The following is a 12,922-nucleotide window of genomic DNA, read 5'->3' as shown; positions in this document are numbered from 1 at the left end:
TTTTCCACCCAAGTCCTTGTCACAAGCGAAAGTGTGAATCTTCGTATATAGGTTCATGTGTCATGTTGGAGTAGCATAGGATGTTGTGACGTTCCAGGGTTCCAAAGATTTTCAATATATTTTCCCTTATAGGCAAGTTACTATATAAAACAATCTTAAAACCAAGAAATCTATAATTTATTTCTTTCATATATCTTAAAAGGTGACCATATGGTCACCTATCCTTGATCTTTGGGTATTTTTACAATTACTTCTATGAATTCGCCCTTGTCCTTTTGAGTATATTCAGCCTTAAGTCCCGTATCCTTTATGGCATTATATGCGTTTTTTAAAGTATTCAAATATATCCTAAAATTAAAGGCGCTTTTTATCTTTCTTTTATTATCATCTTTTTCTTCTGTAATCTCTTCTAATATATTTTTTATTCTATCCTCAGTCTTTTTTACAGTTAAATCTTTATCTATGATTTCTTTTAAAACCATAAGTTGTAATTTTTCATCATGGAGCTTTAATAAAGCCCTCCCATGTCTTTCTGTAAGATTATGTTCTATAAGGGATACCTTCACTTCTTCTGGTAACTTTAATATTCTTAGCTTGTTGGCTATAGTAGATTGACTCTTTCCTACTTTTTTTGCCACATCATGTTGAGTAAAGTTATGATCTTTCATTAAGTTTTCATATCCTAGAGCCTCTTCTATAAAATTTAAATCTTCCCTTTGAAGATTTTCTATTAAAGCCAATACAGCAGAATCTTCATCTGTCATACTCCTAACTATTGCAGGAATAGTTTCTAAGTTAGCATGTTTTGCAGCCTTTAATCTTCTTTCTCCAGCTACTAATTCATATCTATTTTCTCCTAAATTTCTAACAGTAATAGGTTGTAATACACCATAAGTTTTAATAGATTCACTTAATTCTTCTATATGGACTTTATTGAATATTCTTCTTGGTTGATATGGATTTGGGGAAATTAAATTTACTGGAATCTCTACCACTTTAGGGTTTCCATCTCTTATCATATTACTCTTCTCCTCTTAACATCTAATGTAATAATTATTCGTCAAAAATATTAATGTTCCTTCTTTCAATATATATTTTATGTAAGTTTTTAGAATAATTCTTGTACACATGTGGATAAATGATATTTTTTGTCTTTCCTGACTTATCCACATGTGTATTAAATGTCCCAATTATTTTTTATTCACAATTAGAGTCAATTTCTTAGAAAAATACTTATCCACAAACATATTTAACCCTAATTTAAGTACTAACTTTTATAGATTTCGTAACCCTAAGCTTCCTTTATACAGTAACTTGCCTACAAGGGAAAATGTATTAAAATTTTTTGGAATCGTGGAACGTCACAACATCCTATGCTCTTTCAACATGACACATGAACCCATATTCAATATTCACACTTTAGCATGTGACAGGTGACTTCGATGGAAAAAAATTTTAATACATTTTCCTGAAGTAGGCTCACACAAAGCTTATTATCAACAGATAAATCTATAAAGGATTCTTAGTTGGAGTTCCTGCTTTCCTAGGATATTTATTAGGGGTATTTTTTACTTTCCTTATTATTACCACATTATGGCTTAAATCCGTATAAGGAATATGTATATCTACCTTTTCTACTAATTCTCCCCCTAGTATACTTATGGCCTTCTTTCCGTCTTCTAATTCTTCATTAATAGTTGGACCCTTTTGACAGATAAAGTATCCTCCAACCTTTACAAAGGGAAGACAATATTCACACAGCACATTTAATCTGGCTACAGCCCTTGCAACAGCTATATCATACTTTTCTCTATATTCTTTTTTCTTTCCTATATCTTCAGCTCTTCCATGGACAAAGTCCACATTATCTAAATTATTTTCAGTACAAACTTCCTGTAAAAACTTTATTCTCTTATTTAAGGAATCTAGTAGGGTTAATTTGACCCCATCATGATATATTCTTATGGGGATACCAGGAAAACCAGCTCCTGTTCCCACATCTATCACACTAGAGTCCTCTTTTATGTAGTCTAGCGATAAGCAAGATAGGGAGTCTAGGAAGTGTTTTATCATAACTTCCCTATCTTCTGTTATACCCGTAAGATTCATAAACTTGTTCCACTCTACTAATATATCCTTATATTTAATAAACTTATTTATCCTATTATCATCTATAGAAAGACCTAACTTTTCACAGCCTTCCCTTAATATTTGTTCATTAGTCATCTTTTCCACTTCTCTTTCTCCTTTGTTGCTCTAAGTAAACTAATAATACAGATATATCTGCTGGAGATACGCCTGAAATACGAGAAGCTTGTCCGACAGATAGGGGTTTAATTTCATCAAGCTTCTGTCTTGCTTCAAGTCTTAATCCTTCTATTTTTGAGTAATCTATTTTCTGATTTAATTTTTTCATTTCTAATTTCTTAAATTGATCTATTTGCCTTAGTTGCTTTTTAATATATCCATCATATTTAATTTGAACTTGGCATTGTTCTATTACAAATCTATCAAGTTCTGGTCTATTTTCATCGGCAAAGGCTATTTCTTCATATGTAACTTGTGGCCTCTTTAAAAGATCGTATAAGGACATTCCCTGACTTAAAGGTGCTGTACCTATGGACTCTAGATAATCATTTACCACACTAGGTCTTATCTTAACTTCCTTTAATCGTTCCATTTCAGCATCTATATTTTTCTTTTTCTCAATTAAAGCCTCATATCTTTCTTTAGATGCAAGACCTGCCCTATAACTTTTCTCCGTTAATCTCAAATCTGCATTGTCTTGTCTAAGGACTAATCTATATTCTGCACGAGAGGTCATCATACGATAAGGTTCATTAGTACCCTTTGTTACTAAATCATCTATTAAAACACCTATATAAGCTTCTGAGCGATCTAGTATAAATGGTTCTTTCCCTTGTATCTTTAAGGATGCATTTATCCCTGCTATTAGACCTTGAGCTCCCGCTTCTTCATATCCAGAACTTCCATTAAATTGGCCTGCAGAAAATAATCCGTCTATTTCCTTAGATTCTAAAGTTAACTTCAATTGAAGAGGATCTATACAATCATACTCTATAGCATAAGCAGGTCTCATAATTTTAGAATTTTCAAGTCCTGGAATACTTCTATAAAATGCTAATTGTACATCTTCAGGTAAACTTGTAGACATACCCTGAATATACATTTCATTAGTGTGAAGTCCCTCTGGTTCAACGAATAGTTGATGTCTTTGTTTTTCTGAAAATCTCACTACCTTATCTTCAATAGATGGACAATATCTTGGCCCTGTTCCCTCTATATCACCAGAGTACATGGCTGAACGATGAAGATTGTTCTTTATTATCTCATGGGTTTCATTATTTGTATATGTAAGCCAACATGGTACTTGCTTGACACTAAGTTCCTTGTTCATAAAAGAGAAAGGAACTATTTTTTCATCTCCTGGTTGTTCTTCCATCCTGCTAAAATCTAATGTTTTGCTATCTAATCTAGCAGGTGTTCCCGTCTTAAATCTTCTCATATTAAGTCCATGCTTTTGTAAGCTATCAGTTAGATCTAAAGATGCAGATAGACCATTAGGTCCACTAGTATAACTCATTTGTCCTATGAATATCTTTCCACCTAAATAAGTTCCCGTGCATAATATTATTGTCTTAGCATTATATACTCCTCCAGTTTTAGTAACTACACCTTTAACCACATGGTCCTCAACTAAAAGTTCAATTACTTCTGCCTGCCTAACTTCTAAATTATCTTCTTCTTCTAATACTTTTTTCATTTCTCTATGATAAAGGTTTTTATCAGCTTGAGCTCTTAATGAGTGTACAGCTGGTCCCTTTGCCGTATTGAGCATCTTACTTTGTATAAAGGACCTGTCTATGTTAAGTCCCATTTCTCCACCTAGGGCATCTATCTCCTTGACTAAATGACCCTTTCCCGTTCCTCCTATAGATGGATTGCAGGGCATCATAGCTATTGAGTCTAAATTTATAGATAATAATAGAGTAGAACACCCCATACGTGACGCTGCCAAGGAAGCCTCGCAACCTGCATGTCCAGCTCCAACAACTATTACATCATAATTTCCTGATATGTATCTTTCCATGGCTAATCCTCCCTTTATTTTCCTATGCAGAATGAGCTAAATATCCTATCTAGCATATCTTCTGATGTGGTATCACCTGTTATTTCTCCTAGAGATTCCCAACAGTCTTTAATGTCAACTTCCACAAAATCCAGAGCAAGTCCTGATCGTATGGCCTCTATACCCTCTTCCATACTAGTTTTACCTACTTCTAATGCCCTTTTGTGTCTTGCATTTGTTACTAAAGAGTCCTCATTCCTCTGTACTTTACCTTCATATACCATATTAACAATTTTATCTTCAAGTAAATCTAAACCCTTATTTTCCTTTACAGAAATAGGAATGATACTTTTCCCTGGCAATAATTTTTTTATTTCTTCTAAGTCTATCACATTAGGTAAATCGGTTTTATTCATTAATATGATAGTTTCTTTATCCTTTAATTTATCCATTATTTCCTTATCTTCAATAGATAATTCCTCTGATGCATTTAATATGAATATTACTAAATCTGCCTTATTAAAGGACTCCTTACTTCTCTCTACACCTATCTTTTCAACCACATCTTGTGTTTCTCTAATTCCAGCCGTATCTGTGATTCTTAAAGGAATTCCCTTAATAGATATGATCTCTTCAATAATATCCCTAGTAGTTCCAGGAACATCCGTAACTATGGCTCTAGATTCCTTAAGTAGGGCATTCATTAGTGAAGATTTTCCCACATTAGGTTTTCCTATTATAACTGTATTTAATCCCTCTTTCAATATTTTTCCTGTATGGGCCGTATCTAATAATTTTTCTACTTTTTCAAGGATTTTAATAGAATCTTTCTCAAGTTTGTCATATGTAAGTTCTTCAATATCCTCATCTGGAAAGTCTATATTAACAGTTATATGTGCTAATACTTCTAATAAATCATGTCTTATAACCTTAACTTCATTAGATAAACTTCCTTCTAATTGATTAAGGGCCACGTGAAATCCAGTGGATGTTTTTGCCTTTATCATATCCATTACTGCCTCTGCCTGAGAAAGATCTATTCTACCATTTAAGAAGGCTCTCTTAGTAAATTCTCCCCTATCAGCCATAAAAGCTCCCTGCCTTAATACAAGATCCAATATATTTTTTACAGGAACCATCCCACCATGACAATTTATTTCAACTACATCTTCTCCTGTGTATGTGAAAGGTTCCTTCATATAAGTTACTAATACTTCATCTACTATCTTTTGTGTATGTGGATCTATTATTTTTCCATGGGTTATTCTTCTAGGCTCATAATCTTTTATGGAATTTTTCCTGGTAGGTTTAAATATTTCATCTAAAATATGTATTGATTTCTCTCCACTTAATCTAACAATTCCAATTCCTGCTTCCCCAGGAGCAGTGGCTATGGCTGCTATAGTATTTTCTGCCATCATATCACCTCTATTTTTTCTTTCCCTTATTTTTAATTCCTAATCCCTAAACCATAATTTATATTAAAACACAGTCCTTTGTAAAGAGTATTGTTCTATTATATCTTTAATATTATTCCATATATGTATTTCATTAATTCTTTACAATAATAAAACCCAGTAAAATATACTGGGTTTTTAGTTAATTTATTTTACTTCAATTACTACTTTTCTAAAAGGTTCTTCACCTTTACTCTTTGTAACCACATGTGGATGGTTTTGTAAAGCAGCATGAATTATTCTTCTTTCATATGGGTTCATTGGCTCTAATACCACATCTCTACTAGTGGATTTTGCTTTATATGCCAATTTATTCGCCAATTTTATTAAGGTTTGTCTTCTTTTTCTTCTATAGTTTTCAGTATCTAAAACTACCCTTATATACTCATCTCGTTCCTTGTTTACCACTAAACTTACAAGATATTGGATAGCATCTAATGTTTGTCCTCTTTTACCTATTAATACACCCATGTTACTCCCTATAATTTCTAGGTTTAGAGTATTATTTTCTAATTTAGTTTTGTATTTTGCTACTATGTTCATTTTTTGTAACATATCTTCTAGAAATTCTGTCGCTTTTCTTTCTGGATTATCTATAACAGTAACTTTTATCTTTGCTGGTCTAGTCCCTATTAATCCAAAAATGCCACGGCTTGGTACTTCTAATACTTCAATGTCGACTTCTTCTCTTCCTACATTCAGCTCTTCTAGGGCATTTTTCACAGCTTCTTCTACAGTTTTTCCTGTCTTTTCTGTGAATTTCATATTAACTCAATTCCTCCTTAGATGTTCCTGGCTTAGGCATCACCATCTGTTGTACCATTTGGAATAGATTACTTACTACCCAATATAGGCATAGTCCCGCTGGAAATCCACGTCCCCAAAATAAAATCATAATTGGCATAATCATATTCATGGTTTTCATTGTTTGATTTTCTGCAGCTTGTGAATTTGCTCCCGAACTACTCTTAATTGAAAAATACGTAGTTATGGCTGCCGCTATGGGAAGTATCCATAAGTCTGGCTCCTTTAAACTGCTCATCCATAAAAATGGTTCCATACTAGCCGCCTCAATGGCTGCTCCAGCGTAAGTCCCTGGATTTCTTAAAACGGCAAAGAGACCAAATAATATGGGCATTTGTATTAATAAAGGTAAACATCCTGCAACTGGATTTACTTTGTGTTTTTGGTATAACTCCATAGTCTTTTGATTTAATTTTTCTTTATCATTCTTATACTTTTCTTGTATTCTCTTTATCTCTGGTTGAATTTCTGTCATTTTGCTAGTACTTTTTAGCTGCTTAAAAGTCAAAGGTAATAAGAAAAGTTTAATTACTAATGTAAATAATATTATAGTGATTCCATAATTTCCCACCACGGAATATAATACATTCAGTAACATACCTAAGGGCTTAGCTATTGCTGTTATCATGTGTTTACCTCCCACTCAATCTATTCTAAAGGATCATAACCACCTGGATGAAAAGGATGACATTTTAAAATTCTTTTTATAGCCAAATAACTCCCTTTAAATGCACCATACTTTTCTAAAGCTTCTAGGGCATATTGGGAGCAGGTAGGATAAAATCTACAAGATGGTTTTTTCAATGGTGAGATATACCTTCTATATAACTTCACCATGAATATTAGAATTTCCTTCATTATATTCAATGTTTTCACCTATTTTAGTAGTTTAGACTTCCTTAAAGCATGTCTCATGGCTTTATCAACATCATTGCCTGAAACATCTACTATATTTTTTCTGGCTATTATTACTATATCATGACCTTTTTCTAATCGTATTTCAAATTTTCTAAAACTTTCTTTCATCAATCGTCTTGCTCTGTTTCTCACTGTGCTTTTTCCAACTTTTTTGCTTGCAATAAAACCAACTCTATTTACATCTAAGTCGTTTTTCATAAAAAACAATACTAAATACTTATTGGCTAAAGAAGACCCTTTTTTATATATTCTACCGAATACTTTCTTATCTCTTAAGCGTAAAGTTTCCTTCATTTATTAGCCTTCTTTCAAAAATGATTTGAATTTTCCTATAATATATTAGAAATTATAGAAAAAGGCCACTAATTATGCGGCCTTATGCAGTCAAACTTTTTCTGCCTCTTCTTCTACGTTTTTTTACTATGTTTCTTCCTGCTGCAGTCTTCATTCTTTTTCTGAATCCATGCTCTTTCTTTCTCTGTCTCTTTTTTGGTTGATAAGTTCTTTTCATTTTAGAACACCCCCTTCATAATTCACCTATATATATGATACAAACCAAATTTACAATTAAAATTGACATTTACTAAATAATTATAACTGGATAAAAATAATCTGTCAAGCTGGATATTTTCTACAGTTATGTGGACAAATTTATCCACCCTAGTTTTTTTCTTGTGGATAAATTGGTGTATATGATTGAAAAGGTCTACTTTATTTGATATCATTAAATAACAATTGTTAATATGTTAAAAAATATTTCACATATGCACAGTTATGCACAGCATGTGGACAATTCTGTGTATAACTACATGATTATTACTATTTACTTAGTAATTACAATATCTATTCCCTGTTAGTAATTATTAAAAGTTATTAATAGCTTTGTGTACAAGCTTTTTTTTTGGCATTAATTCAATATTTTATCCATACACTATCCACAAGGTTATTAATTTCCCACTTTATAAAAATTATACTCATATTTTGTTGTTTTTGAAAAAATTATCCACATTTTCTGTGTATAATTTGTGGATATTCATTAAAAATTTAATTTTTATATATATATATTTTTTTCTTAAGGAGGTTTTCCTATGAACACTAATTTAAGTGAAATATGGCAAATGGCTTTAAATCTTTTAAAAACAGAACTTACTGAAGTTAGTTACAATACTTGGTTAAAGCCTATAGAGCCCATAGCCCTTCACAATAATCGTATAGTTTTAGCTGTTGCTAATGATTTTTCTAAAGGAATTTTAGAAGCTAGGTATGCTAGCTTAATTTCAAATGCTTTAAAACAAGTTACTTCTAAGGAATACAACTTAGAATTTACAATACCAGGTAGTGAATCATACTTAAAGGCATCTAAATCTACAGAAAAAAAAATAGTACAAGCAGAGCAATTTGATAATTTGAATTTGAATCCAAAATACGTATTCGATACCTTTGTAATCGGTAATAGTAATAGATTTGCTCATGCTGCTTCCCTAGCCGTTGCAGAAGCTCCTGCTAAGGCCTACAACCCCCTCTTTTTATACGGTGGGGTTGGACTTGGTAAAACTCACTTAATGCACGCTATTGGTCATTTTATTTTAGGACAAAATCCTAGCTCTAAAGTGGTGTATGTTTCTTCTGAAAAATTTACAAATGAACTTATCAACTCCATAAGGGATGATAAAAATGAAGCTTTTAGAAATAAATACAGAAATATAGATGTCCTATTAATAGATGATATTCAATTTATAGCTGGAAAAGAACGTACTCAAGAAGAATTTTTCCATACATTTAACGCTCTCCATGAGGCTAATAAACAGATCATCATATCTAGTGATAGGCCACCAAAGGAAATTCCCACATTAGAAGATCGTCTACGTTCTAGATTTGAATGGGGTCTTATTACTGATATTCAAGCTCCAGACTTTGAAACTCGAATAGCAATTCTAAGAAAAAAGGCAGAAATAGAAGGCATTGATGTACCAAATGAAGTTATGCATTATATAGCAAAGAAAATTCAATCTAATATTAGGGAATTAGAAGGAGCCCTAATAAGGATTGTAGCCTATTCATCTCTAACCAATAAGGATGTAACTATTGAACTTGCTACAGAAGCTTTGAAGGATATTATTTCTTCTAACAGACCTAAACAGATAAATATACAACTTATAAAGGAAGTAGTTGCACAACACTATTCCATAAAATTAGAAGATTTTAGCTCCAAAAGGAGACCTAGATCTATCGCCTATCCTAGACAAATTGCCATGTATTTAAGTAGGGAATTAACTGATCTTTCCCTTCCTAAGATTGGTGAAGAATTTGGAGGAAGAGATCATACTACGGTCATACATGCCCATGAAAAAATATCAAAGGATATTGAGAAAGATTCTAATGTTAAAGATAAAATAGAGGTCATAATTAAGGATATTAAAGAAAAATAATTAATACACAATTAAGTGTGTATTGTATCTTAATAAAATGTTAATAACTTATAAAAGGTTAGGTATAGTGGAATATGTGGATAACTATTAGATATATATTAACAAGTTATTATAGGGGTAAATTGTTGATATTTTAAAGAAAAATAGACTTATCCACAAATTCACAGGCCCTACTACTATTACTACTAAAAATTTATATTTATTTATGTTTAAAAGCAAAAGGAGGTTATCCACAAATGAAGTTTATTTGTAGCCAAAAAGTATTAGCTTCTGGAATAGGAACTGTTCAAAAAGCAATTTCATCTAAGAGTAATCTTCCTATTTTAAAAGGTATCTTACTTGAAGCATATGATGATAAATTAAAATTAGTTGGAACAGATTTGGAAATAGGAATTGAAAATTATATAGATGCAGAAATAATAAAGGAAGGGTCCCTTGTATTATCAGCAAGGATCTTAGGAGACATTGTAAGAAAGCTTCCCGATGATAATATAGAAATAGAAGTCCATGATAATAATAAAACCATTATAAGATGCAGAAATTCAGAGTTTACATTACTTGCTCAAAACTCAGAAGACTTTCCTGATCTTCCAGAGGTAGAAGAAGATTATGGCTATACTATTTCACAAGATTTATTAAAAAACATGATTAGGCAAACAGTATTTGCCACTGCTATTGATGAAACAAGACCCATATTAATGGGAGTTCTTATGAAATTAGAACCAGAAACCATAAACATGGTTGCCCTAGATGGATATAGATTGGCTTTAAGAGAGGCTACTATAAAGAGTGAATTTGAAGGAAAGGCTGTTATTCCAGCAAAAACATTAAATGAAATAAATCGTCTATTATCAGAAGAAGACGGCCAAGAAGTTAGAATTTATATTACAGATAAACACATATTATTTAACATGAACAATACTAAAGTAGTATCTAGATTGTTAGAAGGAGAGTTTATTAATTACAAACAAATTATTCCTACAGACTACAAGTCTAGATTAACTGTGAATACAAAGGATTTATTAAATAGTATAGAACGTGCATCATTACTTGCAAAAGAAGGTAAAAACAATTTAGTAAAGCTCTCCATAAGAGATGAAGAACTTACCATAACTTCAAATGCAGAAATAGGAAATGTACTTGAAAATGTAAGTATAGATTTAGAGGGAAAAGATTTAGATATAGGATTTAATTCAAAATATTTTATAGATGCGTTAAAAATAATAGATAGTGAACAGATTCAATTGGAATTTACAACTAATGTAAGTCCTTGTATTATAAAACCTACGGACAATGAAAATTATACTTACTTAATATTACCAGTTAGAATAGTTGAATAAGGCATATGAAAAAAATAACCAGTGAAATGACTAATTTATTTTTTGAATATGCCTAAGATTAAAGGGGCTCTTAAGAGTCCCTTTAAGAGTTTGGAGTAGGTTTAATTATATTAAATAAATCACATAATAAATTAAGTGGTATATGATTAGGAGGAAATATTATGGAAAAAATTCAAATTAATGGAGAATTTATTCAGTTAGATAAATTACTAAAACTTGCAGCAGTGGTTCAAACGGGAGGCCACGCAAAATTTCTTATAACATCGGGAGAAGTTACTGTTAATGGAGAAGTAGAAACTAGACGTGGTAAAAAGATATACAAGGGAGATAAAGTACAAGTTGAAGGAGAATCAATAGAGGTCATTTAATTTCAAGGGGTGCATCTGGTGTATTTAAAAAGATTAAAGTTAATAAACTTTAGAAATTATAAAGAATTAGAATTGGATTTAAATGAAAAATTAAATATATTTGTAGGAAATAATGCTCAAGGGAAAACAAACATAGTAGAGGCCATATATATGACATCACTGGGAAAATCCTTTAGAACTAGTAAGGATAAGGAACTCATAATGTTTAACAAAAATCAGGCCTATGTGAAGGTAGAAGGGCAAAAGAAGTATTCTAATGTGGAAGTTGAAATAAAATTAGTAGCTAACAAAAAAAAGCGTATGAAAGTAAACAAATTATCTTTAAGTAAAAATTCTGACATATTAAACAATATTTATGTGGTTATATTTTCTCCAGAAGATTTAAGACTTATAAAAGAAGGCCCATCAGAAAGGCGTAAATTTATGGATAACGAGCTCTCTCAAATGAAGCCTTATTATTTTCATAACCTAAATAATTATAACAAGATACTTATACAAAGAAATCATTTACTTAAAAACATGAAGGGAAAAGACAGTGAATTCATGTTAGAAGTATGGGATGAAAAACTAATAGATGTAGGTGTGAAGATAATTGAGGAAAGGGCAAAATTTGTAAAGAGAATAACCCCCCTTAGCAGACTTATACATAGAAAAATAACTGACAACAAGGAAAATATGGAAATAAAATACCTAAGTAATATAGATTATACAGAAGACAAGGAACAATTGAAGGATAGATTTAAAAGTCAGTTAAAAGAATCCTTAAAAACAGATATGAGAAGGGGAACTACAACAGTGGGACCCCATAGGGATGATTTAGGCGTTTTTATTGATAAAATAGATATAAGAAGTTTTGGATCTCAGGGACAACAAAGGACTTGTGCTTTATCATTAAAGTTGGCTGAAATTGAACTTGTAAAGGGAGAAACGGGAGAATATCCCGTATTGCTATTAGATGATGTCATGTCAGAACTAGATATTAATAGACAAAACTTTTTAATAAGGGCATTAAAGGATGTGCAATTATTTATAACTACTACGGAGATAAACAATTTAGAAGAGTTAAATATGGACGACGCTTTTATTTTTCATGTTGAAAATGCTCAAGTGAATAGGAGCAGATAATCAAATATAAAATATGCACCTAAATCTTTTGTATATGAGGTAATAAAAGGTTATAATAGAAGGTGGATGATTTTTCGAGGAGGTATTTTTATGTTCCTTCATTTGGGAAAAGATGTGGTAGTTCCAAGGAAGAATATTATTTCTATATTAGACTATGAAACCTTTAAAAAATCTAAAACAGGAAGAGAGTTTTTAAAGGTTATAGAAGAAGAAGAATTTGTGCGTAAAATATCAGATGATAAGATAAAATCCTGCGTTATAACAGAAACGGTAGAAATAAATAAAAAGAGAAAAGTTATAAAAACTATAGTTTACTATTCTCCCATATCATCTGTAACTCTTCAAAAAAGAGCCAATAATGTGGAAGATATATATATATGAAAAATAAAAT

14 protein-coding genes are annotated in these 12,922 nt (G+C 31.3%); 5 read left to right on the top strand and 9 right to left on the bottom strand.

What is annotated here, in order from left to right; genetic code table 11:
- Window positions 1-218: 218 nt before the first annotated feature.
- From noc to rpmH, 9 genes are all read right to left on the bottom strand, one after another.
- Complete coding sequence (gene noc, locus N4A57_RS10415) at window positions 219-1,019, bottom strand: nucleoid occlusion protein (protein ID WP_293657927.1); 801 nt, start codon at window positions 1,017-1,019, stop codon at window positions 219-221.
- 490 nt (window positions 1,020-1,509) lie between these two features.
- Window positions 1,510-2,226, bottom strand: coding sequence for a 16S rRNA (guanine(527)-N(7))-methyltransferase RsmG (rsmG, locus tag N4A57_RS10410; protein WP_293657931.1), 717 nt, complete (start codon window positions 2,224-2,226; stop codon window positions 1,510-1,512).
- A complete protein-coding gene (mnmG, locus tag N4A57_RS10405) occupies window positions 2,219-4,111 on the bottom strand; it encodes a tRNA uridine-5-carboxymethylaminomethyl(34) synthesis enzyme MnmG (RefSeq protein ID WP_293657926.1) in 1,893 nt (630 codons plus the stop codon). The genes rsmG and mnmG overlap by 8 nt, the downstream gene beginning before the upstream one ends.
- A 14-nt stretch (window positions 4,112-4,125) precedes the next feature.
- Window positions 4,126-5,511, bottom strand: coding sequence for a tRNA uridine-5-carboxymethylaminomethyl(34) synthesis GTPase MnmE (gene mnmE, locus N4A57_RS10400; protein WP_293657925.1), 1,386 nt, complete (start codon window positions 5,509-5,511; stop codon window positions 4,126-4,128).
- Window positions 5,512-5,694: 183 nt separating this feature from the next.
- Window positions 5,695-6,312, bottom strand: a complete 618-nt coding sequence (gene jag, locus N4A57_RS10395; RefSeq protein WP_293657924.1) for an RNA-binding cell elongation regulator Jag/EloR — start codon at window positions 6,310-6,312, stop codon at window positions 5,695-5,697.
- Window position 6,313: 1 nt separating this feature from the next.
- A complete protein-coding gene (locus tag N4A57_RS10390; RefSeq protein ID WP_293657923.1) occupies window positions 6,314-6,979 on the bottom strand; it encodes a YidC/Oxa1 family membrane protein insertase in 666 nt (221 codons plus the stop codon).
- A gap of 20 nt (window positions 6,980-6,999) precedes the next feature.
- On the bottom strand, window positions 7,000-7,209 hold the full coding sequence (gene yidD, locus N4A57_RS10385; protein ID WP_293657930.1) for a membrane protein insertion efficiency factor YidD: 210 nt from the start codon (window positions 7,207-7,209) through the stop codon (window positions 7,000-7,002).
- A gap of 18 nt (window positions 7,210-7,227) precedes the next feature.
- On the bottom strand, window positions 7,228-7,563 hold the full coding sequence (gene rnpA, locus N4A57_RS10380; RefSeq protein WP_293657922.1) for a ribonuclease P protein component: 336 nt from the start codon (window positions 7,561-7,563) through the stop codon (window positions 7,228-7,230).
- Between the two features lie 82 nt (window positions 7,564-7,645).
- Entirely contained in the window at window positions 7,646-7,780 is a 135-nt protein-coding gene (rpmH, locus tag N4A57_RS10375) for a 50S ribosomal protein L34 (protein WP_293657921.1), read from the bottom strand.
- A 577-nt stretch (window positions 7,781-8,357) separates the two neighbouring features.
- Between rpmH and dnaA the strand changes: the two genes are divergently transcribed.
- The 5 genes from dnaA to remB all read left to right on the top strand — a co-directional run bounded on the left by dnaA (window position 8,358) and on the right by remB (window position 12,912).
- A complete protein-coding gene (gene dnaA / locus N4A57_RS10370) occupies window positions 8,358-9,698 on the top strand; it encodes a chromosomal replication initiator protein DnaA (protein ID WP_293657920.1) in 1,341 nt (446 codons plus the stop codon).
- 236 nt (window positions 9,699-9,934) lie between these two features.
- Window positions 9,935-11,038, top strand: a complete 1,104-nt coding sequence (gene dnaN / locus N4A57_RS10365; protein ID WP_293657919.1) for a DNA polymerase III subunit beta — start codon at window positions 9,935-9,937, stop codon at window positions 11,036-11,038.
- 161 nt (window positions 11,039-11,199) lie between these two features.
- Window positions 11,200-11,406, top strand: coding sequence for a S4 domain-containing protein YaaA (gene yaaA, locus N4A57_RS10360; RefSeq protein ID WP_293657918.1), 207 nt, complete (start codon window positions 11,200-11,202; stop codon window positions 11,404-11,406).
- Between the two features lie 18 nt (window positions 11,407-11,424).
- The gene (gene recF / locus N4A57_RS10355; protein ID WP_293657917.1) at window positions 11,425-12,531 is read left to right on the top strand and encodes a DNA replication/repair protein RecF; all 1,107 of its coding nucleotides are present in this window, start codon (window positions 11,425-11,427) and stop codon (window positions 12,529-12,531) included.
- A 90-nt stretch (window positions 12,532-12,621) separates the two neighbouring features.
- Entirely contained in the window at window positions 12,622-12,912 is a 291-nt protein-coding gene (gene remB / locus N4A57_RS10350) for an extracellular matrix regulator RemB (RefSeq protein ID WP_293657916.1), read from the top strand.
- The last annotated feature ends 10 nt before the right edge of the window (window positions 12,913-12,922 follow it).

The sequence above is a fragment of the Anaeromicrobium sp. genome (assembly GCF_025210435.1).
Lineage (GTDB): Bacteria > Bacillota > Clostridia > Peptostreptococcales > Thermotaleaceae > Anaeromicrobium.
The sequence above is the reverse complement of the archived record's forward strand: the minus strand, read 5'-3'. Positions and strand labels throughout refer to the sequence as shown.